Raw genomic sequence first — 23446 nt, forward strand, 5'->3', positions numbered from 1 at the left:
AAGGGAAAGTCAACGCCCCGCCGCGGCCGGATCCGGACGGTGCCGGCCCGGACCGTGCGGATCGCCGGCGCCGGCCGGCGGCGGGAGAGGGGCGGGGGGATCGTCAGGCGATCCGCGTCACCCGGATCCCCGCCGGCTCGGCCGCGACGCGCAGCCCGGTATAGTCCGCGATCGCCGGGTGGCGGGTCCTCACCGGCTCGGGATGGGTCGCGGTGACGACCACGACGGCCGCGTCCGCGGCCTCGGCCGCCCGGATCCCGGCCGGGGCGTCCTCGAATACGAGGCAGTCCGACGCGGCGACGCCGAGGCGCTCGGCCGCCAGCAGGAAGCAGTCCGGCGCCGGCTTGCCCCGCGCCGCGTCCTCGGCGGCCACCAGCAGGTCGGGGGTCGGCATGCCGGCCGCCGTTAGGCGGCGCTCCGCCAGCCGGCGGGGCGCCGAGGTGACGATCGCCCAGCGGTGGCGCGGCAGCGCCTCCAGGAAGGCCCGCGCCCCCGGGATCGCGACGATGTCGTCGACATCGGTCATCTCGGCCTCGGTGATCGCGGCGGCCTCGGCCGCGGGATCGACGCCCGGCAGGTTCAGCCGCCGGATTGTCTCGACCGATTGCACGCCGTGGATCGTCGGCAGGAAGGACGCCACGTCGAGGCCGTGCGCCTCCGCCCAGCGCGACCAGATCCGCTCCGCGGAGGCGATGGAGCTGATGATCGTCCCGTCCATGTCGAACAGGAGCGCGGCCATAGGGCGCGACGGAAGGCGCGGCGGGAGGGCTGACTCGGGCATGGGCGAGGGCTAGGCCGGCGCCGCCGTCCCGGCAACCGGCGCGCGCGCATGGCCGCGTCTCGCCGGCGGCCGGGCCCCGGCGGCCGGGCCCCCGGGGCCGCCTCCGGCCGCGGCCGCGGGACGGCCACCCGCTTCACGGGCCGGTGCCTTTGGTGTAGCGCGGGTGCAACCCCGGGCCGTCGGCGGCCCTCCAGAAGCGAATATCGACCGACCATGCCGAGCCGCATCGACGCAACTTTCGCCCGCGCCCGCGCGGAGAACCGGTCCGTCCTCGTCACCTACGTGATGTCCGGCGATCCCGATCCCGAGACCTCGCTGCAGGTCCTCGAGGCGCTGCCGGGCGCCGGTGCCGACATCCTGGAATTCGGCCTGCCGTTCACCGACCCGATGGCGGACGGCCCGGCGATCCAGGCGGCCGGCCTGCGGGCGCTCAAGGCGGGCCAGACCGTGTCGGGCACCCTCGACCTCGTGCGCCGCTTCCGCGCCGGCAACGACACGACGCCCGTCGTGCTGATGGGCTACTACAACCCGATCCACACCTACGGCGTCGACCGCTTCCTCGACGACGCGGTGGCGGCCGGCGTCGACGGGCTGATCGTCGTCGATCTGCCGCCCGAGGAGGATTCCGAGCTGTGCCTGCCGGCCCTCGGCAAGGGCCTCGCCTTCATCCGACTCGCCACGCCGACCACCGACGAGCGGCGCCTGCCGGCCGTCCTCGCGAACACGGCGGGCTTCGTCTACTACGTGTCGATCACCGGCATCACCGGGACGGCGACGCCGGATTTCGGCAAGGTCTCCGAGGCGGTCGCCCGCATCCGGCGCCACACCGAGCTGCCCGTCGTCGTGGGCTTCGGCGTCAAGACCGGCGCCCACGCGGCGGCGATCGCCAAGGGCGCCGACGGCGTCGTGGTCGGCTCCGCGCTCGTGGACGCCCTGGTGCGCTCCCTCGACGGCGAGGGCCGGCCGCAGGCCGGGAGCGTCGGGGCGGTGACGGAGCTGGTGCGCGAACTCGCCGCGGGCGTGCGGGGATCGGGCGTCGGGCAGGCCGCCTGACCGGCCGATCGGGCACCCCTGGCGGCGGAGCGCGCCGCACCTGATATCTGCGCGGGCTTGAAGCGGACGGACGCGAGTCGATGGTCGAACCGATGAACTGGATCTCGGAGGTGGTGCGCCCCCGGATCAAGACCTTGTTCAAGCGCGAGACGCCCGAGAACCTCTGGGTCAAGTGCCCGGACACCGGGCAGATGGTGTTCCACAAGGAGGTGGAGGCCAATCACTGGGTCATTCCCGGCTCCGAGCATCACCTGAAGATGGGCGCCCAGGCGCGCCTGAAGATGATGTTCGACGAGGGCACGTGGATCGACGTGGCCCTGCCCGAGGTCACCCCCGACCCGCTGAAGTTCCGCGACGAGAAGCGCTACGTCGACCGGCTCAAGGAGGCCCGGGCCAAGACCGGCCTGCAGGACGCGTTCAAGATCGGCTTCGGACGGGTCGGCGGCCTGCCGATGACGCTGGCCGCGCAGGAATTCGGCTTCATGGCCGGGTCGCTGGGCATGGCGGCGGGCGAGGCCTTCGTGCGCGGCGCCGAGACGGCTCTGGAGAAGCGCACGCCCTACGTGCTGTTCGCGGCCTCCGGCGGCGCGCGCATGCAGGAGGGGATCCTGTCGCTGATGCAGATGCCGCGGACCACCGTGGCGGTGCGCCGGCTCAACGCGGCGCGGCTTCCCTACATCGTGGTGCTGACGAACCCGACCACGGGCGGCGTCACCGCCTCCTACGCGATGCTGGGCGACGTTCACCTCGCCGAGCCCGGCGCCCTGATCTGCTTCGCGGGACCGCGGGTGATCGAGCAGACGATCCGCGAGAAGCTGCCGGACGGCTTCCAGCGGGCGGAGTACCTGCGCGAGCACGGCATGGTCGATCAGGTGGTCCACCGGCACCAGCTCAAGGAGACGATCACGCGTCTCTGCAGCCTCCTGACCAACGTGTCCCGGGCCGCCGCGCCGGCCGCGGCCACCGAGGCGGCCTGAGCCCGGCGATGGCCTCGTCCGACGCCCTGATGGCGCGCTTCCTGGCGCTCCACCCCCGCACCATCGACCTGTCGCTGGGCCGGATCCAGCGTCTGCTCGCGCGGCTCAACCATCCCGAGCGCCGCCTGCCGCCGGTGATCCACGTGGCCGGCACCAACGGCAAGGGCTCGACCATCGCGTTCATGCGGTCGATCCTGGAGGCCGGAGGGCTGGCCGCCCACGTCTACACCTCCCCGCACCTCGTCCGCTTCCACGAGCGGATGCGCATCGGCGGGATCGGCGGCGGCCACTTCGTGGACGAGGACCGTCTGGCCGACGCCTTCGCGCGCTGCGAGAGCGCCAATGCCGGCGAGCCGATCACGATGTTCGAGATCACCACGGCCGCGGCGTTCCTGCTCTTCGCGGAGAGCCCGGCCGACGTGCTGCTCCTGGAGGTCGGTCTCGGCGGCCGCCTCGACGCCACCAACGTCATCGACCGGCCGGCCTGCGCGGTGGTGACGCCGATCGGCCGCGACCACGCCGAGTATCTCGGCGACACCGTCGAATCGGTCGCGACCGAGAAGGCCGGGATCTTCAAGCGCGGCTGCCCGGCGGTGATCGCCGCCCAGGACTACGCCGAGGCCGACGCCGTCCTCTGCCGGCGCGCGGAAGCCGTCGGGGCCGGGCCCGTTCTGGTGGGCAACCAAGACTTCTCCGTGCACGAGGAGCGCGGCCGGCTCGTCTACCAGGACGAGACCGACCTGTTCGACCTCCCGCGGCCGCGCCTCGCCGGGCGCCACCAGCTGGTCAATGCCGGGACGGCGATCACCGCGCTGCGCGCCGCCGGGTTCGGCGACATCGGGACGGCGGCCCTGGAGCGGGGACTGACCGAGGTCGAGTGGCCGGGCCGGCTGCAGCGCCTCGGGCGCGGGCGCCTGGCGGCCCAGCTCGATCCCGGCACCGAGCTGTGGCTCGACGGCGGCCACAACATCGACGGCGGCCGGATCCTCGCGGCCGCCATGGCGGATCTCGGCGAGAAGAGCGACGTGCCGCTCGTCCTCGTGGTCGGCCTGCTCGGCACCAAGGACGCCGACGGGTTCCTGCGCAACTTCGTGGGCCTGGCCCGGGCCCTCGTGGCGGTCCCGATCACCGGGACCATGGCCGCGCGCCCGGCCGAGGAGGTCGCCCGGATCGGCGAGGAGGTCGGCCTCTCGACCTACGCGGCGCCGAGCATCGAGGCGGCCCTCGCCCTGGTGAGGGACATCGCCTTCGAGCGTCCCCCGCGAATCCTGATCTGCGGCTCGCTCTACTTGGCCGGCATGGTTCTCGCCGCCAACGACACGCCGCCGGTCTGAGTCGTCCGCAGTCGGGAAGTCCCGCGGGCGGCCGCTGTATCCAGTGGCCGGCACGGCTGAGACCTGCGAAATCCGGATTTTGCATTCGATAATCCGTCGAATCGCCGCAATCGCCCGGATGGAGACCCGCGCACGGCCACGCTTTCCTCCCGCTGTGGCAGCTAAGCTACATCCTCGCGGGGCCCGATCGCATAATTTCCCCCTCGATCGGGCTTATGCTGGGGATCACAGTAATGAAGAAGCTTCTCACCTCTCTCGCGGCGTTCACCGCGCTCACGGCCGCCGCTTCGGCCGCCGACCTGCCGCGCCGCGCCGCGCCGCCGCCGGTGTTCACCCCCGTTCCGGTGTTCACCTGGACCGGCGCCTACTTCGGTATCAACGCCGGCTACGCGTTCGACGCCAGCAGCAACTCCACCCGCGGCTTCGTCCAGACCCCCGGTAACCCGGTCGCTCTGGTGCCGGGCGGTCTCGTCCCCTACCAGGCCCTGGCGCCGAACGGCTCGTCGCTGATCTACAGCAACGACAGCCGCGAAGGTTTCTCGGGCGGTGGCCAGGTCGGCTACAACTGGCAGCTGACCCCGGGCAACGGCGCCGTGTTCGGCGTCGAGGCCGACGCCCAGTACCTCGACTTCGGCCGTCGCGCCCGCTTCGCCACCAACGCCGTGGCGATCAACCCGGGCTTCATCCCGGTCAACGGCACGCTCAACACCATCGACTTCTTCGGCACCGTCCGCGGTCGTCTCGGTTACGCCTTCGACCGCACCCTGGTGTACGCCACCGGCGGTTTCGCCTACGCCACCGGCACGGATGACGGCGCCCGCGTCGGCCTGCAGAACTTCGCTGGCCGCCGGAACGACTTCAAGACCGGCTGGACCGTCGGCGGCGGTGTCGAGTACGCCCTGCCCACCGACTCGTTCCTGAACTTCTTCCGCTCCTCGGCCGTGACGCTGAAGGTGGAAGGTCTGTACGTGAACCTCGACAACAACAACGGCCGCGCCCAGCTCCCGCTGGTCGGTGCCGCTATCTCCCCCGTCGGCCTGGTGCCGGTGTACACGCTCGCCGGCGCCAGCCGGAACGAGAACGCCTTCGCCGTCGTCCGCGCCGGCCTGAACTACAAGTTCGGCTCGTACTAAGACGGGATACGGGATCCCGGCACGAACCGGGATCCCTCAAAAAAACTTGGGCTCGAAACCGAGAAAGCCCGGCCTCGCGGCCGGGCTTTCTTTTTGTCGTTCGGAGCCGTGCGGCCGGTTCAGGCGGTCTGGGCGCCGATCCAGCGCGACAGGTCGCCCTTCGGGGCGGCGCCGACCTTCTGGTCCACGCGCTCGCCGTTCTTGAAGAGCAGCAGCGTCGGGATCGAGCGGATGCCGTACTGGGCGGCGATCTGCGGGTTCTCGTCGACGTTGACCTTGGCGATCTTCACCTTGCCCTGCAGGTCGGTCGCGATCTCCTCGAGGGCCGGGCCGATCTGACGGCACGGGCCGCACCACTCCGCCCAGAAATCCACCACGACGGGCTCGGCGGACTTGAGAACGTCCTGCTCGAAGCTCGCGTCGGTCACTTTCACCGTCGCCATAACGTCACCTTTCGGAATCCGCCGCCCCTCGGGCGGCGTCGAACGGGCAGAGGCCCGCGCGGTCCGGTCAGAATTGGCGACGGCCCGGCGCCCGGTCAAGAAGTCCGGCCTCCGGGTGTGGGCCGCGGCGCGGGCGACGCACGGTTCGCCGGGTGAATCGGCGCGCCGCGCCGGACGGTCCCCGGGCGCCCGGCCTGCGCGGCGCGTCACGCCTCGATGCCGATCCGCTCCAGGGCCGCGGTCACGTCGCCGGGGGTCAGGGCGCGGATCACCGGGCCCGAGGTCCAGACGAGGACCGGCCGGATCGTCCGGCCCGGGTAGATCTGCGCGAGGAGGCGCGCGTAGAGGGCGATCTGGCCGGCCTCCGCCTCGGGCAGCGGCGCGCCCGGCTCGGGCGGGCGGCCGGTCTTGAAGTCGGCGAGATGCACCGCGTCCGCCGTCACGGCGAGGCGGTCGACGCGGCCCTGAACCATCCTGTCCGTCCCGCCGGCCCGCACGCGCCCCGACAGCGCCACCTCGGCGCGGGCGTCGGGGGCGAAGAGCGGCGCCAGCTCCGGGGCGTCGACGATCCGGAGGACCGACCGGACGATCGAGGGCCGCGAGCCCGCGCCGCGCGGCCGCGTCGCCCGCCGCGGCGTGGCGGTGCAGGGCATCCTCCAGGGTCTCGGCGAGGTCGCGGCGGGCGGCGATCCGCACGAGATCCTCGTCGGTGAGGCCGACGAGCGGCGTCTTGAGGGCGGTGGCGAGGGTCAGGTCGTCGGCCGGCAGGAGCCCCGCCCGGCCGGCGGCGACGAGGTCGGCCACCGCGATGTGGGCCGAGACCTCGAGCCGGTCCTGCCCGGCGACCGGGACGCCGAGCCCCTTCAGGGCGCGGATCACCTCCTCGAAGGCCGGTCCGCGCTTCCGGACCAGGATCAGGACGTCCCCGGGGCGCCAGATCCGGCCGGTGGCGTCCCCCGCGGTGGTCCAGGCGCGCACCGCCTGCGCCACCCGCCGGGCGGTGACGATCGCCGGGGCGCTGGTCTCCGGCGCGTCCACGGGGGCGGTCCAGGCATCGGGCTCCGTGGCCGGCTCCGGCTCGGCGATCGGCCACAATTCCACCGCGCCGGGTGCGCCCGGCCGCGCGCTGGCATGCACGGTCGTGCGCACCGTGTCCTCGAACGACAGGCCCTCGTTGTGCGCGTCGAGGGCGAAGACAGCGTCGACGGCGCGCAGGACGAGGTCGGTCGAGCGGAACGACAGGGTGAGCGGCACGTCCTCGAAGGTCAGGCCGGCCGAGCGCGATTCCGCGATCCAGGACGCGCGGGTCAGGGCGAATTCCCGCGGTTCCGCGCCCTGGAAGCCGTAGATCGACTGCTTGGGATCGCCCACCGCGAAGCGCGTGCGGCTGCCGATCCGCGCCCCCTCGCCGGCGGCGAATTCCTGCGTGATCGCCCGCAGGATCGCCCACTGCTCCGGGTTCGTGTCCTGCGCCTCGTCGACGAGGACGTGGTCGATCCCGCGGTCGAGCTTGTACAGGACCCAGCCAGCGCCGACGCGGCCGAGCAGGTCCAGCGCCTTGTGGATCAGGTCGTCGAAGTCGAGGGCGCCGAGGCGCGCCTTCTGGGCCTCGACGCGGCGGTGGATCTCGGCGGCGATCTGGAACAGCGCCTGCGTGCGGGCATGGGCCCGGGCGGCGCGCAGGCGGTCGAACAGCGGATCCAGCCGGTCCCGCTCGGCGAGCAGCGCCGCCTTGGCGCCGGCCGGCACGGCCTTGGTCCCGAGGCTGCTGTCGGCCTTGGGCTCGTCCTTCTGGGTGAAGAAGACCGCGCGGTAGAGCGCGAGCGCCTCGGCCCGGTCGGGAAGGTCCGCGGAGCGGAGCCGCTCGGCCTCGGCGGCCTCGAGCGCGTCGGCGAGCTTCTCGTCGTTGGCCTTGCCGGTGCGCAGCGCGGCCACGAGCGCGGCGCGCTCCCCCGGGCGGCACCCGGGACCGCCCTCGAGGATCGCGGCCTCGATCCGCTCGGCGGATTCCTCGGCCGCCAGTCCCAGCGCCCCGTGCAGCCGCCCGAAGGCACGCTCCAGGCCGGCGGCGTCCCCGATGAAGCTCCGCGCCCGCATGGCCGCCCGGATCGCGGCCCGCAGGGTGTCGCCGGTCGCTTCCGGCGTGACCCGCGCGAGGGCGGCGCTGAGTGGCGTGTCGCCGTTCGCGACGGCGTCGGCCAGGACGTTGGCCATCTCGATGTCGAACAGTTCCCGGGCCTTGGCCTCGTCGAGCACCACGAAGCGGGCCGGCACGTTCGCCTCGAACGGGAACATGTGGAGCAGCCGCTCGCACAGGGCGTGCAGCGTCTCGATCTTGAGGCCGCCCGGCGTCTCGACCGCCCGGGCGAACAGGCGGCGCGCCAGCCGCAGGCGCTCGGGCCCGGCGCGCTCGCCGGTGAGCTCGGCGAGTTCGGCGGCGAGGGTCTCGTCGTCCAGCGTCACCCAGCGGCCGAGGAGCCGGAAGACGCGGATCGCCATGTTGGCCGCGGCGGCCTTGGTGAAGGTCAGGCACAGGATCCGGCCGGGCGGCGCCTCGTCGAGGAGCAGCCGCACGACCCGGTCGGTGAGGACCTTGGTCTTGCCCGCGCCGGCATTGGCCGAGACCCAGGCCGAGGCGCGCGGGTCGGCCGCCCGCCGCTGGTTGGCGCGGGTCAGGTCATCGACGACGAAGGGGGCGGGGGCGTTCGAGGTGGCGCTGCTCAACGGTCCGGTCCGGCTCGGCTGCCGGCCCTCTCTACAACAGAAACGCGCCGGCGGGCCCGCCAAGGCGTCACATCGGGCCTTGCGGGATTGCTCCCGGCGCGGCGCCGTCCCATGGATGCGGACCATCCCTTCCGCGCACACCGAACACGCCCGTGACCCAGCCGACATCCGAGCCGGCGCGCCCGCCGATCCGCTTCCGCGGCCGCTCCTTCATGGCCACCGTCCTGGCGCCGATCCCCCCGGTGGCCGACTGGTTCGGCGACCTCGACGCCCTCAACCGCCGCGCCCCGAACTTCTTCGCCGGCCGGCCGGTGATCCTCGACCTGTCCGGATTGCGGCTCAACCGCGAGGATCTCGACGGTCTGCTCGCCGAGCTGGCTGCCCGCAACATCCCGATCCTGGGGATCGAGGGCGCGGCGGCCTCGCTCCTGGATTCCCGAACCCCGCCCGCCCTGTCGGGCGGGCGGCCCGCGGGGGAGGTCGCCGCTCCGGACGAGGCGGCCGCTGACGCACCCGCGCCGGCCGAGCCGCAGGCCAGGGAGACGGCCCGCTCGCTGATCCTCGACGCGCCCGTGCGCTCCGGCCAGACCGTGCTGCATCTCGAGGGCGACGTCACGGTGCTGGGCGCCGTTGCGTCGGGCGCCGAGGTCATCGCGGGGGGCTCGATCCACGTCTACGGCGCCCTGCGCGGCCGCGCGATCGCCGGCGCCGCCGGGAACCCGGCGGCCCGGATCTGGTGCCGGCGGTTCGAGCCGGAGCTGGTGGCGATCGACGGGCTCTACCGCGCCGCCGACGACCTCGACCCGGCCTTCCGCGGGCAGGCCGTGGAGGTGCGGCTGCTCGAGGACGCGATCAAGCTCAACCTGTTCGAGCGGGGTTGAGGGGCTGCCGACGACGGCGTCCGGGCCGTCGGCCGAAGGCCGCGTCCGGCCCGGCGGCGGGCCCGGGGGACCGTGCGCCGCGCCCCCGCGACGGTCGCGATCGGGGCGCGAGACCGTCCTCCGCTGCCCCGATACCAGGATCCCGGCAGAATTTGCCGACCGGATCAGAAACTTAACCCTTCGGTAACCATACCCGCCGTCAATGGTCCGGTAAGGACTCTTAACGGGCGGACATGAGCGACACCCTCCCCGAGCCGATCGAACCGGAGACCGCCCGAGCGGCGGCTCCTTCCGCGCCCCGGCCGCTCAGCCTGCGCGGACGGGCCTTCAAGGCCCTGGCCCTCTGCCCCGAGCCGCCGCTTCCCGAGTGGCTCGCGGGTCTCGACGCGGCGCTCAAGCGCTCGCCGACCCTGCTGAAAGGCCGGGCCGTCATCCTGGACTGCGCCCAGCTCAAGCCCGAGCCGGACGCGCTCGAGACGCTGATGAACGAGCTCAAGGCCCGTGGCATCGCGGTCCTGGGCATCGAGGGCGCCGACGCGGTCGCGGACGGTCTGCCGCCGCTGCTGGTCCAGGGGCACCCGTCCGTGAAGGTCGAGATCCCGAGCGTCCCGGCCGAGCCGGAGCCGCAGGTGGTCACCTCGATCACCGTCGAGGGCTCGGTCCGCTCCGGCCAGAGCGTCATCAACCCGACCGGGGACGTGACCGTGATGGGCTCGGTCTCCTCGGGGGCCGAGATCCTGGCCGGCGGCTCCATCCACGTCTACGGCGCCCTGCGCGGACGCGCGATCGCCGGAGCCGCGCGCAACCCGCGCGCACGAATCTACTGCCGCAAATTCGAACCCGAGTTGCTGGGGATCGACCGCCTCGTGCGGACGGCGGAGGACATGGGCACGGCCCTGCGCGGCAAGGCCGCCCAGGTCTGGCTCGATGGCGGCAACATCCGAATGGCAAGCCTGGATTAAGGGAGATCGACGCGTGGCAAAGGTTCTCGTCGTCACATCGGGCAAGGGCGGCGTCGGCAAGACGACGACGACCGCGGCCCTCGGAGCGGCCCTGGCCCAGGGTGGTCAGAGCGTGTGCGTCGTCGACTTCGACGTCGGCCTGCGCAACCTCGACCTCGTCATGGGCGCCGAGCGCCGGGTCGTCTACGACCTCATCAACGTGGTCAACGGGGACGCCAAGCTCCCGCAGGCGCTGATCAAGGACAAGCGGCTGGAGACTCTGCACCTGCTGCCGGCCTCGCAGACCCGCGACAAGGACGCGCTCACCGACGCGGGCGTCGCCCGGGTGATGGACGAGCTGCGCGAGAAGTTCGACTGGGTGATCTGCGACTCCCCCGCCGGCATCGAGCGCGGCGCCCAGCTCGCCATGCACCACGCCGACGTGGCGGTGGTCGTCACCAACCCCGAGGTCTCCTCGGTGCGCGACTCCGACCGGATCATCGGCCTCCTCGATTCCAAGACCGCCAAGGCGGAGAAGGGCGAGGACATCGAGAAGCACCTGATCCTCACCCGCTACGACCCGCTGCGGGCCGACCGCGGCGACATGCTCAAGACCGAGGACGTGCTCGACATCCTGTCGATCCCGCTGCTCGCGATCATCCCGGAGAGCCAGGAGGTGCTGCGCGCCTCGAACCTCGGCTGCCCGGTGACGCTGAACAACCCGCTCTGCGCCCCGGCGCGGGCCTACGCCGACGCGGCCCGCCGGCTCAAGGGCGAGTCCGTGCCGATGAGCCTGCCGGTCGAGCGCAAGTCCTTCCTCGACAAGCTGTTCATGCGGAGGGCGGCGTGAGCATCCTGGGACTGTTCCAGAAGCGCAGCTCCGGCGCGGTCGCCCGCGACCGCCTGCAGCTGATCCTCGCCCACGAGCGCGCGGAGTCGGGTCGCCCCGACCTCGTGATCCAGCTCCGGGAGGAGATCCTGGCGGTGATCGCCAACCACGTCGCGGTGGAGCCCGACAAGGTGAAGGTCACCCTGGAGCGCGGCGAGGGTGTCTCGACCCTCGGCCTCGACATCGAGCTGCCGCTCGGTGCCTCGGGCAAGCTCGACGCCAAGCTGGCCGCGAAGCTCGCCGAGGTCGCCGCCAACAAGGGGGCCGCCAAGCCGGCCTCCTCCAAGAAGGCCGCTTGAGCCGGGCGGGGAGCGTCCCCGCCGGCACGGAGATCCACGAGCCGCGCCCGGTCCGCCGGGTGCGGCTTCGTCGTGGCCGCCACGAAGTCCGGTCCCGACGCTCGACCGGGCGCCCCGTCGCGCCATCTCCGGGACCCGGGGGAGGCCGATGAGAGGATCGCCATGCCGAGCGCCACGACGGACGACGGGATACGGCTCCACTACGAGGAGAGCGGCCGGGGCACGCCGCTGATCTTCGTCCACGAATTCGCCGGCGATCATCGCAGCTACGAGGCGCAGCTGCGCCACTTCGGCCGCCGCTACCGCGCGGTCGCGTTCAGCGCCCGGGGCTACCCGCCCTCCGACGTTCCGGAGGCCGTCTCGGCCTATTCGCAGGCGCGCGCCGCCGACGACATCCTGGCCATCCTCGACCATCTCGGCGCGCCGCAGGCCCACGTCGCCGGCATCTCGATGGGCGCCTTCGCGACCCTGCATTTCGGCCTGCGGCATCCCGGCCGCGCGCTCTCGCTCTGCCTCGGCGGCTGCGGCTACGGCGCGGAGCCCGAGCGGCAGGCCCTGTTCCGCGCCGAGGCCGACGCCACCGCGGCGATGCTGCTCCGCGACGGCATGGCGGCCTTCGCGGAGCGCTACGCCGTCGGGCCGACGCGGGTGCAGTTCGAGACCAAGGATCCGCGCGGGCACGCCGAGTTCAAGCGGATGCTCGCCGAGCACTCGGCCCTCGGCTCGGCCAACACCCAGGCCGGCGTGCAGAAGGGGCGGCCGTCGCTCTACGACCTCGGGGACGAGCTGGGCCGCATGACGGTCCCGACCCTGATCGTCGCCGGCGACGAGGACTGGCCCTGCCTCGCCCCGAGCCTGATGCTCAAGCGGGTCATCCCCTCCGCCGCCCTCGCCGTGCTGCCCAATACCGGCCACGCCCTCTCGGTCGAGGAGCCCGACGCCTACAACCGCCTGCTGGACGACTTCCTGGCGCAGGTGGAGAGCGGCCGCTGGCCGATGCGCGATCCCCGCGCGACCTCGGCGACGATCACCGGGATCAGGGGCTGAGCGGCGCGCGGGGGATCAGCCGGAACCGGGCCGGCCGGTCCGGCTGGGTCGTGACGACCGCCTGGGGCAGCACCGGCTCGCGCTCGTCGAGCACCAGCCGGAACCGCTGCAGCACCCGCGCCAGGGACAGGACGGCCTCGCTCAGGGCGAACTGCGCGCCGATGCACACGCGCGGACCGGCCCCGAAGGGCAGGTAGGCGAAGCGCCGCGGGGCCGGGGCGCCGGGCAGGAAGCGGCCCGGATCGAACGCGTCCGGGTCCGGCCAGAGCGACCGGTGGCGGTGGAGCACCCAGGGGCTCACCATGACGATGTCGCTCGCCCGGACCGCGTGGCCCGCCACGCTGTCCGGGCCGAGCGCCCGCCGGACGACCACGAAGGCCGCCGGGTACAGGCGCAGCGTCTCGTCGATCACCGCGCGGGTGAGCGGCAGCCGCCCGTCGCTCTGGCAGCCGGTGGGATAGGTCAGGTCGGCGGCGCGCGCCTCGGCGGCGACCCGCTCCTGCACCTCCGGGGCGAGGGCCAGCAGGTAGGCCGCCCAGAACAGCGTGCCGGCGGTGGTCTCGTGGCCCGCCAGGATCATGGTGGCCACCTGGTCGCGCAGCTCGTCCGGCGTGAAGGCGGCGCCGGTGTCCGGATTGCGCGCGGCCGCGAGCAGGTCGAGGAGGTCGCCCGAGCGGGACCCGTCCCGCTCCGCGGCCCGGCGCGCCGCGATGATCCGGTCGAGGAAGGGGATCCACCGGTGCCGGAAGCGGCGGCGCGACAGGTCGAGGGGCACCGGCCAGCCCGGGGGGATCACGATGTCGAGGAGGTGCGGCCGCCCCATCCGCTCGGCGTACTCGGCGATGAACTGGCGCAGCTCGGCGCCGTGCTCGTCCATGCCCACCGAGAACATGGCGCGCCCGGCGATCTCCAGGGCGAGCCTGTAGAAGGACGTGAACAGGTCGACCGGCCCTTCCGCGGCCTCGGCGGCGATCCGCTCCATCCCGTCGGTCACGGCGGCGGCGATGTGGGGCACCAGACCGTCGATCGCCCGCGGCGTGAAGGCCGGCGCCAGGGTGCGCCGCTGGTGCCGCCACGCCGAGCCCTCGCTGATCAGGAGCCCGTCGCCGAGGATCGGGCGCAGGATGCGGGTCGTCCCGGTGGTGCGGGCGTAGTTCGCCTGATTCTCGACGAGGACCCGGCGGATCGCCTCGGGGTCGTTCAGCACGAAGCTCGATCGCCCGAGCAGGCCCCGCCGGGTGACCGGCTCCTCGAAGGCGCGCCGGGGAAAGCCTGCCAGCGCGTTGTCGCGGATCGAGCGCAGGTAGGCGGCCAGGGGCAGCTCGCGCTCCGGCGGGGCGCGGTGCGGCGGCACCACGCGCGGCATCCCGGCGAGGCTCGGGCTCGCCCGGTCCGGGGTCGCGGTGGCGTCCGAGAATGTTGGCATGGGGGGCCATCCTGTGCCGGAGACGGGCAGGCCTGTAAACCGCCGGCCGCGCCGCGCGCGGACCGGTCACGCTTACGTCATTCCGCCGCCGTGCGCAGGCGCGCTTCGGCACTCCGCATCGGGAGGCGCGCGGGGAACCGGGCCGGATCGGATTCCGGCGACAGGCTCGCCACGAGGCTCGCCCGGGGTAGGGCGGCCTCGGTCACGTCGAGCAGCGTGTCGACGCCGCGCTCCAGGTGCTCGTCCACCCGGTCGGCGACCAGGATCTCCGGCGCGCGCAGGATCGCCCGGGCGAGGCCGACCCGGACCCGGACGCGCTCGGCCAGCAGCTGCCCGCGGTTGCCGACCTCCTTCTCGAGGCCGCGCCGCTGGATCGGCCGCTCCAGGTCGAACTCCCGGAACACCGCGCGGGCCTCCTTCTGGATCAGCGCCTCGCCGTGCATCCGCGCCGTGTCGATGCGGCCGAACAGCAGGTTGTCGAGGACGGTGCTGCGCGGGTTGATCCGGTTCGGGTCGTAGGATTCGACGTCGCAGCCGTCGTCGCCGTGCATGAAGCCCTGCACGACCGCCCGCGCGCCGACCATGCGCTTGGCGAGGGTCTCGTCGAGCAGCCCGAAGCGCATCCGCGGCTCGACATAGGCGAGGGCCAGCGCCAGGAAGGCCACGCTGTCGGTCTCGCTCAGCCGCCCGTCCTCGGGCAGGCGCGCGAGCCGGCGCAGGTAGTCGGGCAGCGCGTCCGGGGTGATCAGCGAGAACCGCCGGAACAGCGGGTGGCCCGGCGGCACGTCGGCGAAGATGTCCTTGAGGTTGCTGGCGATGGCGACGCCCATCCGGTCGAGCTCGTCGAGGAGCTTCACCTTCTCCAGCGCGTCGCGGAACAGGGGGACGCCGGCGAGGCGGCGCGGATCCGTCAGCGTCGGGTCGCGCGGGACGCCGAACAGCAGGTTCTCCCCGACGGTGGCCTGCTCGTTGTAGTGGCCCCGGGCGAAGGGGATCACGAGGTCGGCGAGACCCTTCTGGGCGAAATGCTCGCGCAGGTGCTCCCGCGCCGCGATCATGCGCTGGCCCACCGGCGTGTCGTGGGCGACCGAACTCAGGGCGCCGAGCCCGAACCGGTAGAGCTCGTCGCCGAGGTCGAGCCGGCCGAGCAGGTCGAGCAGGCGCTCGTCGAGCTCGTCGGCATCCCGGACGCCGAGGCGCTTGAAGTCAATCCAGGGGTCCTCGACGCTGTCGCAGGGGTTGCCGGTCTTCACCGCCTCGTTGATCCGCGCCTTGCTGAGGTCGAGGCTCTTGGTGCGCAGCGGGTGCACGCGCAGCCCGTAGAGGACGTTGTCGCGCAGCGTCCCGGGGAACAGCACGGGCTGGACGCCCGCGTAGGCGATGCGCCGCGCGTGGTGGCGGCGCGGCAGCGTCGAGAGGTCGTGCTCGCCGATCCGGACCGTGCCCCCGGGCGGCGCCTGGAGCCCGGCGAGCACGCGGACGAATTCCTGCGCGATCGCCCCGGGCGGGACCAGGGCGACCTGCCCGGGGAGGGGTACCTCCGCGTCGCCGACCTCGATTAGGGAGCCGCCCTGCGGATCGCGCAGCTGCAGGCCCTCCAGCCGCAGCGGCCCGCCGAGCCGGGGCGCCGCGCGCTCGGATTCGTGCTCGGCCGGCAGGAGGCGCTGCGGGCCGAAATGCGCCGCCACGGTCTCGTACTTGACCTCGACGTCGAGGCGCTGCTGATCCCAGTCGATCAGCTCCTTGAGGGGCGGCGGCAGGTCCCGGTAGGCGGCCAGGACCGCCACGAGCTGGCCGATGTCGAGCTGGCCCTTCAGGGCGAAGTAGCCGCCGATCGCGTAGAACAGGAACGGCGTCACCTGCGCGAGCAGGTTGTTGAGGTATTTGACCGCGAACTTGCGGCGGTAGATCCGCAGGCGCAGGTCGTAGAGCCGGTAGAGGCGGCCGCCGACCTCCGCGCGTTCCCAGCGGCCGGTGTCATTCAGCGTCACCGCCTGCAGGCCGTCGAGCACCTCGGCGACGCGCCCGGCCAGGGCGCGGGACGCGATCTGACGCTGGCGGCTGAGACGGATGATCTCCCGCCGCAGCCGCGGGATCACGGTCATCTGCACGGCGACCATGCCGCCGGCCGCGATGCCGAGCCAGATGTTCTGCATCATGATGAAGGCCAGCGCCGTCGCGGCCTGCGTGCCCAGGAACACCGGCACCACGATCGCGTCGCCGATGAAGGAGCCGATCGGCTCGACCTCGTCCCGGATGATCGTCGCGGTCTCGGAGGATTTCACCTCCCGCTGCGTCTCCGGGGAGAAGCGCAGCATCAGCGAGAACAGCTGGAACCGCAGGCGGCGCAGCATCCGCTCGCCGAGGATGCCCTTCTGCAGGTTGATCCAGAACTTGAACGCGCCGTTGATCAGGACGAGGCTGAGGAACAGGGTCGACAGGCTGAGCAGCAGCTCGAACCGGTCGAGCTGGAACCCCTCGAACAGGTGAGTCTTGCCGCCGCCCAGGAAGGCGGGCCACTCGACGGTGAGCTCGAGGAACGGCGCGGTCGCCTCGCCGTGCGCGTAGGCCTTCCCGGTGATCGCGTCGTTGACGATGCGCTTCGGCAGGTCGAGCGAGGCGAAATAGAACGGGAGCGACGCCAGCACGACGGCGCAGATCCGGAGCTGCGCGCCTTTCGAGTAGCGCCAGATATACGGGAACAGCCGCGGCTCAAGCGCGCGCATCGTGTCCTTCCGGGGAAAGCCCGCCCTGGCGGCCCGAGGGCCGAATCGCCGCAGCCGAGCACCTGATCCTGGTCGATACGCTACCCGAGGGATCCGGTTTCATCCAATACAACCCGATACGGACGGCTTCGCGCCGGTCGCGGCGTCATCGTGCCGTCATATAGGGCGGCCGCCGCTGGGGAGCGCGCGCGGAGCAGCCCTGCTTCGATCGCCGAACCGCGCCGGGCGCGGGGCGCCGCTGCCGGATCTGCCCCCAGCAATCCCGGCAACGCGACGCCCCCATGACCTCAGCGGCCTTGCCCAAGCGCCCGCGTCCTTATATTGCGACGCAACCACCACGACTCCGTACCTGAACCGGCGCGGACGGCCGCGCCGCGCGGCCGCCAGGGAGCCGGCACAACCCGTTTCGGGCCGCCATGAATCTGCGCAACATCGCCATCATCGCTCACGTCGACCACGGCAAGACGACCCTCGTCGACAAGCTGCTGGCCCAGTCCGGCACCTTCCGCGAGAATCAGCGGGTCGAGGAGCGGGCGATGGACTCGAACGACCTCGAGAAGGAGCGTGGCATCACGATCCTCGCCAAGGCGACCTCGGTCGTCTGGAAGGACACCCGCGTCAACATCGTCGACACCCCCGGCCACGCCGATTTCGGCGGCGAGGTCGAGCGCATCCTGTCGATGGTCGACGGCGTGATCGTGCTTGTGGACGCGGCCGAGGGGCCGATGCCGCAGACCAAGTTCGTGGTCGGCAAGGCGCTCAAGATCGGCCTGCGCCCGATCGTGGCGATCAACAAGGTCGACCGTCCGGACGCGCGGATCAACGAGGTCGTGAACGAGGTGTTCGACCTGTTCGCCGCCCTCGACGCCACCGACGAGCAGCTCGACTTCCCGATCCTCTACGGGTCGGGCCGCAACGGCTGGATGGCCGACAGCCCGGAGGCCGACCCGTCGGTGGGCCTCGAGCCCCTGTTCGACCTCGTGCTGAAGCACGTGCCGCAGGCCCGGACCGAGGAGGGCCCGTTCCGGATGCTCGGCACCCTGCTCGAGGCCAACCCGTTCCTCGGCCGGATCATCACGGGCCGCATCGCGGCGGGCTCGGTGAAGCCCAACCAGTCGATCAAGGTCCTCGACCGTCACGGCAAGGTCGTCGAGACCGGCCGCGTGTCGAAGATCCTCGCCTTCCGCGGCCTCGAGCGCGCGCCGATCGAGGTGGGCGAGGCGGGCGACATCGTGTCGATCGCCGGCCTGATGAAGGGCACCGTGGCCGACACCTTCTGCGACCCGCAGGTCGAAACCCCGATCCAGGCCCAGCCGATCGACCCGCCGACCGTGACGATGTCGTTCATCGTCAACGACAGTCCGCTCGCCGGCACCGAGGGCGACAAGGTCACGAGCCGCATGATCCGCGACCGCCTGTTCAAGGAGGCCGAGGGCAACGTCACGCTCAAGATCGAGGAGGCCGCCGACAAGGACAGCTTCTACGTCTCGGGCCGCGGCGAGCTGCAGCTCTCGATCCTGATCGAGACCATGCGCCGCGAGGGCTTCGAGATCGCCGTGTCGCGGCCCCGCGTCGTGTACGAGCGCGACGAGAATGGCGGCCTGCTGGAGCCGATCGAGGAGGTCGTGATCGACGTCGACGAGGAGCATTCCGGCGTCGTCGTGCAGAAGATGTCCGAGCGGAAGGCCGAGATGCTGGAGATGCGGCCGTCCGGCGGCAATCGCCTGCGCCTCGTGTTCCACGCTCCGACCCGCGGCCTGATCGGCTACCAGGGCGAGCTGCTGACCGACACCCGCGGCACCGCGATCATGAACCGGCTGTTCAAGGCCTACGAGCCCTACAAGGGCGAGATGCCGGGCCGGCGCAACGGCGTGCTGATCTCCAACGACCAGGGCGAGGCCGTGGCCTACGCCATGTGGAACCTGGAGGATCGCGGCCCGATGATGATCGAGCCCGGCTGGAAGGTGTACCAGGGCATGATCGTCGGCGAGCACAACCGCGAGAACGATCTCGAGGTGAACGTGCTCAAGGGCAAGAAGCTCACGAACATCCGCACCACCTCGAAGGACGAGGCCGTGCGCCTCACCCCGCCGATCCGGATGACCCTCGAGCGCTCGCTGGCCTGGATCCAGGACGACGAGCTCGTCGAGGTGACGCCGAAGTCGATCCGCCTGCGCAAGGCGATCCTCGATCCGAACGACCGCAAGCGGGCCGAGCGGTCGAAGGAGAACGCCGCCTGAGGCGGACGGCCGTCGCCGATCGTGAACGACAGGCAACCGGGCGCTCAGGCCCGGTTGCTGATGCGGCCCTTATTCCGGGTCGCTCTCGGACCCATCGAACCCTTATGCCGGGGGCGATACCTCGGTGGGGCGGACCCGAGAGGCCCGCGTGAACCCCGTGACACCGATGCCCGTCGCGTTGAATCCCCTCCCTCCGTTCGCGCAGGCCGCCGCCGCGCCGCCCTCATACCTCGTCGGCCAGGACGGCGAGGGACACTGGGTCGCGGTCGAGACCGGTGGGCGCGCCGGAGGCATCTTCCGCAGCCGCCAGGACGCGATCCGCTACGCCTGCGTCGAGACCGGCTGCCGTCCCGGCGACGTGCCGCTGGCCTCCGGACCGATCCCCTTCCGGCTCTCCTGATCCCCGCGTCGCCGCGGCGCGAATCCCGCCGCGGCACTGGCCGGCGCGGCGCGTCAGCTGCTTCCGGGATCGGTCTCGTCGTTCTGCGTGCCGCCGGAAGGCGTCCCGTGGCCTGGCTTGCCCTCGGTCTTCTCGTTCGGGTCCTTGACCGCGTCGGGGGCGACGTTCTTCGGCTTGTCCGGCTGCGCGCCGGTCTCTCGACGCTCGGTCATTCCCGGTTCTCCCGCTCCGCCCGGTAGTGCCCGTCCGCCACCTTCGTGTCGGCGGCCGGACCTCGCGAGGCCTTCTGATCGGAATGGCCCCCCGAGGAGCCGCCGATCGCGGGCGGCGCGCGGCCCGGTTCGCCCGCCGCGCCCCAGCCCTCCTTCGGTTCGGGCCGCGGCGTTCCGCCGGACCCCATGTCGGTGATCGCCGCCTGATCGGAGGTCTGATGGCCGCCGCCGGCGGGCGTGCTCCCGCGCGACCCGACCTTGTCGTCGGGCTTGCGGGTGACCGTCCCGGATTCGCTCGTCGGCCTGACCATCAGCGCTTCCCGTCGTCCTGGCCGACGGCGGCGGTGGCGCGGTCGATCGCCTCGCCGAGATCGGTGCCGGACCGTGCCTCGTCCTCCATCTGGCCGAGCTTCTCTCGCGGCGTCTGGGTGTCAGTGGTCGGCGCGGTGTCGGAACCCTCTCGCGACGGTCGTCCGGTCTGCTCTGTCATGGCTCGCCTCTCTGCGTCTCCGGGGGACAACGGAGGCGGGGGAGGAGGGTTGCGCGGACCCGGCCGACCGGCGGCGGGCGGGTCAGGTCTCCGGTCCGACGATCCGGGGCAGGACGGCCTGCATGACGCGCCGCGCCGAATCCTCCGCGGCCTCGCGATCCGCCGCCCGCGCCTCGATCGTCAGCAGGTCGCCGTCCCGTAGAATGACCGCGGTGGCTCCGGCACTGCCGCCCAGCGCGTAGACGCTCATCCAGCCGATCGCCGGGCCGGCGGGCAGGGTCGAGAGGCGGCAATCCGGATTGCGCCGCACGCAGATCGCCTCGAGCGCCGCCAGGGTCGTGCGGCCCGAGCGGACCCGGGCCTCGGTTCCGTCGGTGAGGCGCCCGATCCGGATCTCGATCGACGGGGCCCCCGTGCAGGCGGAGCAGTGCAGGCCGAGATGCTCCGCTTCGGCCCGCGCCGTGGCCTCGGTCCCGAGCGCCGCCCTGGCGGCTTCGGCCAGCCCGGTCAGGTCGTGGAGCGCGAAGCCCTGGGCGATCGCCGCCTGGGCCCAGAGACCGAATACGAGGATCAGAAGGCCGCGCATGAGAGATCCCTGTCCGTTCGCCGGGTCGGCGTTAGCGGATGGTTGTTCACGCGTCCAGGCGAAGCGCTCGCGCTGCTGTTTTCAGAATAACTTCTCGATAATAATATATGTCCGCGGTCTGTAGGCTGGTTTGATCTCTATTTTATCTTCACGGATACAGTGCTGTGGTGGATTGAGTAGAAAAATTTGTTCGATCGGCCGGTCCCGGCACGATCGAGGTCGCGCGCGGGGCGGTAGGCCTCGCAGCGGGCCGGAGGGGAGCGGCCCGAAGGCCGCTCCGGTGCCGGGCTCAGCCGATCCCGTCGAACAGGGCGGACGAGATGTAGCGCTCGGCGAACGAGCAGGCGACGGTCACGATCCGCTTGCCCTGGAACTCGGGGCGCTTGGCAAGCTCCAGCGCCGCCGCGACGTTGCCGCCCGTGGAGATGCCGCCCGGAATGCCCTCCAGCCGGGCGAGCGCCCGGGAGGTCTCGAACGCCGCCTGGTTGGTGACCTTCAGGACGCCGTCGAGGATGTTGGTGTGCAGGTTGTCGGGGATGAACCCGGCGCCGATGCCCTGGATCTTGTGCGGGCCGGGCTGGCCGCCGGAGATCACCGGAGAATCCTCGGGCTCCACGGCGAAGACCTTCAGGTTCGGCAGGCGCGGCTTCAGCACCTCGCCGACACCCGTCACCGTGCCGCCGGTGCCGACGCCGGCCACGAACGCGTCGAGCTGGCCGCCCGTGTCGGTCCAGATCTCCTCGGCGGTGGTCTTCCGGTGGATCTCCGGGTTGGCCGGGTTCGAGAACTGCTGCGGCATGACCGAGCCCGGAATCTCCTTCAGGAGCTCCTCGGCCTTGGCGATCGCGCCCTTCATGCCCTGGGCGCCCGGCGTGAGCGCCAGTTCCGCGCCCAGGAAGGCGAGCATCTTGCGCCGCTCCAGCGACATCGTCTCGGGCATCACCAGGATGAGCCGGTAGCCGCGGGCCGCCGCCGTGAAGGCCAGGGCGATGCCGGTGTTGCCCGAGGTCGGCTCGACGAGCGTGCCGCCGGGCTGCAGCTTCCCGGAGGCCTCCAGGGCGTCGATCATGTTGACGCCGATGCGGTCCTTCACGCTGGCGATCGGGTTAAAGAACTCGAGCTTCAGCAGGATCTCGGCGTCGACGCCGTGCTCCTTGGGCAGCCGGTTCAAGCGCACGAGAGGGGTGTTGCCGATCGTCTCGGTGATCGAGCCGTAGACGCGGCCGTGGCCGACCTTCGCCGGTGCGTTGAGGGTATCGGCCATCGCGGAACTCCTGGTCGTGGTGACGGGTCGGACAGATGTCGGGTCCGGGGGCGGCCCCGCCAAGGGATCGCCCGCGCGCGTGAGGCTTGACCGGCCCGGACGGGAGGCTCCGATATCGCGTTGCCGCGGCCGGAGCAATCGGGCTAAGTGCCGTTACCGAAAGTTCTTTCCGGAATCCGGCGGACTGTCGGGTCGGGGTGGAAGGCCTTTATTGAGTGATCCGTTGCTGATAGAATTTCATTCTCCGCCCCGGCCGGCCGCGGGCGACGGCGCCGGACCTTCCTCCGCGGCCGGAGGGCCGGGCCCCGCCGGTCGCCCGACGCGTCGGGCCGCCCTGCTGGCGGGGGTNCAGCGTGAAGGTCGTGTCGGCTGTGGGGCGCCACGTGAAGGCGGGCGCGATCGTGAAGCGGTCGTCCCGGACGCCGGGGCCGGGCAGGAACGTGTTGGATTGCCGGGCCACGCCGGGCAGGCGGATCCGATCGCGACGGTGGGATCCTGGAGCTTCGTGCTCGCCCGGCCCGGCCTCGAGGAGGACTCGGCCTACCGCGTCGTCCGGGCGCTGGCGCGGACGGAGCTCACCGAAGCGCAGCCGAGGAACCTCGTCGGTCTCGTCCCGGCGGACGCGGTCAATCCCGGCACCGCCCGCGTCCTCCGCGAGGCCGGCGTCACGCTGCGCTGACGGCGCGGCGGCTCAGCGGAACGAGGCGACGCGGCGATCGCGCTTCCGCTCGGCGGCGGGCTGGTAGGCGATCTCGGCGTGGTGGGTGCAGTACGGCAGGCCGGTGATCGACCGGGCGCCGCAGAAGCGGAATTCCGGCGTCGTCGGGTCGCCGAGGGGCCAGCGGCACATGGATTCCCGGAGATCCATGATGGTGACGCGCTCCGACACCGCCAGGGCCACGGGCGCGGGCGCCGCAGCGGGCGCGGGCGCCGGGAATTCCGGGGCCGGACGATGGGTCAGGATCGCGACAGGCTCGGGCGCCTGCGTCTCGACCACCGCGATGGCGGTCTCGATCTCGACCGTCTTCGACGGCGGAACGGCGGTGGCGGCCTCCTCGCCGCCGCGCGCGCGGCCGGCCAGACCGAGGCGGTGGACCTTCCCGATGACCGCGTTGCGGGTGACGCCGCCGAGTTGCGCCGCGATCTTGCTGGCGCTCTGGCCGTCTTCCCACAGGCGGCGCAGCAGCGCCACGCGATCGTCCGTCCAGCCGAGACCCGCTTCCATCATCCCCTCCGCCCCCTGCGGCTCGGCCGCGCCTCCGAAGGCCAGCCCGCGTGTTCCAGACGACAGGAGTCGATCTCCCGGCCGACCGTGTCGCCGCGCAGACTGCACCCCCGCGCGCCGGCTGCCGCACCACGTGCGACACCCTGTCTCGCCGGGCCACGGGGGAACCCTAGCGCGGCGTTCGCGAACGTTGCAAGGGCGGCAGGCCGCCGGGCGCGGGCCGCCGCATCGCCTGTCCACCGGCAATGGTTCCGTCCGGCCCGGTCCGGGCCGGCTCCGCAAGGTCCGGCCCCTTGCCCCGACGGCCACGCTCGCGCCCCGATCGCGTGGGATCGTGACCCCACCGCAACAGCGCGGCCTTATCGTTGCTTCGAA

Annotated in this window: 23 protein-coding genes and 1 pseudogene; 12 read left to right on the forward strand and 12 right to left on the reverse strand. The window is 72.3% G+C overall.

All coding sequences use genetic code 11. From position 1 onward, the window contains the following. Nucleotides 1–103: 103 nt before the first annotated feature. Nucleotides 104–781 (reverse strand): HAD-IA family hydrolase, encoded by a 678-nt coding sequence (locus tag MMR14E_RS21480; RefSeq protein WP_331317089.1) that lies wholly within the window; start codon nt 779–781, stop codon nt 104–106. 213 nt (nt 782–994) lie between these two features. On the opposite strand from MMR14E_RS21480, the gene trpA reads away from it, so the two are divergent. The 4 genes from trpA to MMR14E_RS21500 all read left to right on the forward strand — a co-directional run bounded on the left by trpA (nt 995) and on the right by MMR14E_RS21500 (nt 5278). Beyond that, nucleotides 995–1834, forward strand: a complete 840-nt coding sequence (gene trpA, locus MMR14E_RS21485) for a tryptophan synthase subunit alpha (RefSeq protein WP_331317090.1) — start codon at nt 995–997, stop codon at nt 1832–1834. Nucleotides 1835–1914: 80 nt separating this feature from the next. Beyond that, on the forward strand, nt 1915–2811 hold the full coding sequence (gene accD, locus MMR14E_RS21490; RefSeq protein WP_331317091.1) for an acetyl-CoA carboxylase, carboxyltransferase subunit beta: 897 nt from the start codon (nt 1915–1917) through the stop codon (nt 2809–2811). An 8-nt stretch (nt 2812–2819) separates the two neighbouring features. After that, nucleotides 2820–4145: a folylpolyglutamate synthase/dihydrofolate synthase family protein gene (locus tag MMR14E_RS21495; RefSeq protein WP_331317093.1), complete on the forward strand. Its 1326-nt coding sequence runs from the start codon at nt 2820–2822 to the stop codon at nt 4143–4145. A gap of 233 nt (nt 4146–4378) precedes the next feature. Beyond that, a complete protein-coding gene (locus MMR14E_RS21500) occupies nt 4379–5278 on the forward strand; it encodes a porin family protein (RefSeq protein ID WP_331317095.1) in 900 nt (299 codons plus the stop codon). Between the two features lie 119 nt (nt 5279–5397). Here MMR14E_RS21500 and trxA read toward each other — a convergent pair whose 3' ends face one another. The 3 genes and pseudogenes from trxA to MMR14E_RS29345 all read right to left on the reverse strand — a co-directional run. Continuing rightward, nucleotides 5398–5721, reverse strand: a complete 324-nt coding sequence (gene trxA / locus MMR14E_RS21505) for a thioredoxin (RefSeq protein ID WP_010682902.1) — start codon at nt 5719–5721, stop codon at nt 5398–5400. Between the two features lie 206 nt (nt 5722–5927). After that, a complete protein-coding gene (locus MMR14E_RS29340) occupies nt 5928–6374 on the reverse strand; it encodes a PD-(D/E)XK nuclease family protein (protein ID WP_419539432.1) in 447 nt (148 codons plus the stop codon). A gap of 721 nt (nt 6375–7095) precedes the next feature. Next, a pseudogene (locus MMR14E_RS29345) lies at nt 7096–8613 on the reverse strand (UvrD-helicase domain-containing protein); the annotation flags it as partial. 44 nt (nt 8614–8657) lie between these two features. On the opposite strand from MMR14E_RS29345, the gene minC (MMR14E_RS21515) reads away from it, so the two are divergent. From minC (MMR14E_RS21515) to MMR14E_RS21535, 5 genes are all read left to right on the forward strand, one after another. Then, the gene (gene minC, locus MMR14E_RS21515) at nt 8658–9326 is read left to right on the forward strand and encodes a septum site-determining protein MinC (RefSeq protein WP_331318598.1); all 669 of its coding nucleotides are present in this window, start codon (nt 8658–8660) and stop codon (nt 9324–9326) included. 233 nt (nt 9327–9559) lie between these two features. After that, nucleotides 9560–10288, forward strand: a complete 729-nt coding sequence (gene minC / locus MMR14E_RS21520) for a septum site-determining protein MinC (protein WP_331317097.1) — start codon at nt 9560–9562, stop codon at nt 10286–10288. 13 nt (nt 10289–10301) lie between these two features. Next, nucleotides 10302–11117 (forward strand): septum site-determining protein MinD, encoded by an 816-nt coding sequence (gene minD, locus MMR14E_RS21525; RefSeq protein WP_331317099.1) that lies wholly within the window; start codon nt 10302–10304, stop codon nt 11115–11117. Next, the gene (gene minE / locus MMR14E_RS21530) at nt 11114–11455 is read left to right on the forward strand and encodes a cell division topological specificity factor MinE (protein WP_100251864.1); all 342 of its coding nucleotides are present in this window, start codon (nt 11114–11116) and stop codon (nt 11453–11455) included. Before minD ends, minE begins: the two co-directional genes overlap by 4 nt. A gap of 162 nt (nt 11456–11617) precedes the next feature. After that, the gene (locus MMR14E_RS21535) at nt 11618–12502 is read left to right on the forward strand and encodes an alpha/beta hydrolase (protein ID WP_331317100.1); all 885 of its coding nucleotides are present in this window, start codon (nt 11618–11620) and stop codon (nt 12500–12502) included. Here MMR14E_RS21535 and MMR14E_RS21540 read toward each other — a convergent pair. Then, nucleotides 12492–13928, reverse strand: coding sequence for a cytochrome P450 (locus MMR14E_RS21540; RefSeq protein ID WP_331317101.1), 1437 nt, complete (start codon nt 13926–13928; stop codon nt 12492–12494). The two genes, MMR14E_RS21535 and MMR14E_RS21540, sit on opposite strands and share 11 nt — an antisense overlap. A 77-nt stretch (nt 13929–14005) precedes the next feature. Further along, nucleotides 14006–16654 (reverse strand): ABC transporter ATP-binding protein/permease, encoded by a 2649-nt coding sequence (locus MMR14E_RS21545; RefSeq protein ID WP_331317102.1) that lies wholly within the window; start codon nt 16652–16654, stop codon nt 14006–14008. 416 nt (nt 16655–17070) lie between these two features. On the opposite strand from MMR14E_RS21545, the gene typA reads away from it, so the two are divergent. Beyond that, on the forward strand, nt 17071–18894 hold the full coding sequence (gene typA / locus MMR14E_RS21550) for a translational GTPase TypA (protein ID WP_331317104.1): 1824 nt from the start codon (nt 17071–17073) through the stop codon (nt 18892–18894). Nucleotides 18895–19072: 178 nt separating this feature from the next. Further along, nucleotides 19073–19294: an RAG2 PHD domain containing protein gene (locus MMR14E_RS21555; protein ID WP_419539389.1), complete on the forward strand. Its 222-nt coding sequence runs from the start codon at nt 19073–19075 to the stop codon at nt 19292–19294. Nucleotides 19295–19347: 53 nt separating this feature from the next. Here MMR14E_RS21555 and MMR14E_RS21560 read toward each other — a convergent pair whose 3' ends face one another. From MMR14E_RS21560 to cysK, 5 genes are all read right to left on the reverse strand, one after another. Then, the gene (locus MMR14E_RS21560) at nt 19348–19506 is read right to left on the reverse strand and encodes a hypothetical protein (RefSeq protein ID WP_331317107.1); all 159 of its coding nucleotides are present in this window, start codon (nt 19504–19506) and stop codon (nt 19348–19350) included. Further along, nucleotides 19503–19817, reverse strand: a complete 315-nt coding sequence (locus MMR14E_RS21565) for a hypothetical protein (protein ID WP_331317109.1) — start codon at nt 19815–19817, stop codon at nt 19503–19505. Before MMR14E_RS21565 ends, MMR14E_RS21560 begins: the two co-directional genes overlap by 4 nt. Further along, nucleotides 19817–19996 carry a hypothetical protein gene (locus tag MMR14E_RS21570; protein WP_331317111.1) on the reverse strand — a complete coding sequence of 60 codons (180 nt, stop codon included), beginning with the start codon at nt 19994–19996 and terminating at the stop codon, nt 19817–19819. The genes MMR14E_RS21565 and MMR14E_RS21570 overlap by 1 nt, the downstream gene beginning before the upstream one ends. A gap of 82 nt (nt 19997–20078) precedes the next feature. Continuing rightward, on the reverse strand, nt 20079–20582 hold the full coding sequence (locus MMR14E_RS21575) for a hypothetical protein (RefSeq protein ID WP_331317112.1): 504 nt from the start codon (nt 20580–20582) through the stop codon (nt 20079–20081). 289 nt (nt 20583–20871) lie between these two features. After that, nucleotides 20872–21846 carry a cysteine synthase A gene (cysK, locus tag MMR14E_RS21580; RefSeq protein WP_331292668.1) on the reverse strand — a complete coding sequence of 325 codons (975 nt, stop codon included), beginning with the start codon at nt 21844–21846 and terminating at the stop codon, nt 20872–20874. Between the two features lie 448 nt (nt 21847–22294). On the opposite strand from cysK, the gene MMR14E_RS21585 reads away from it, so the two are divergent. Next, nucleotides 22295–22525, forward strand: a complete 231-nt coding sequence (locus MMR14E_RS21585; RefSeq protein WP_331317113.1) for a hypothetical protein — start codon at nt 22295–22297, stop codon at nt 22523–22525. Nucleotides 22526–22537: 12 nt separating this feature from the next. Here MMR14E_RS21585 and MMR14E_RS21590 read toward each other — a convergent pair whose 3' ends face one another. Further along, nucleotides 22538–23074, reverse strand: a complete 537-nt coding sequence (locus tag MMR14E_RS21590; RefSeq protein ID WP_419539390.1) for a GcrA family cell cycle regulator — start codon at nt 23072–23074, stop codon at nt 22538–22540. Nucleotides 23075–23446: the final 372 nt, after the last annotated feature.

Origin of the sequence: Methylobacterium mesophilicum (assembly GCF_036441335.1) — a bacterium.
Classification (GTDB): Bacteria; Pseudomonadota; Alphaproteobacteria; order Rhizobiales; family Beijerinckiaceae; genus Methylobacterium; species Methylobacterium mesophilicum_B.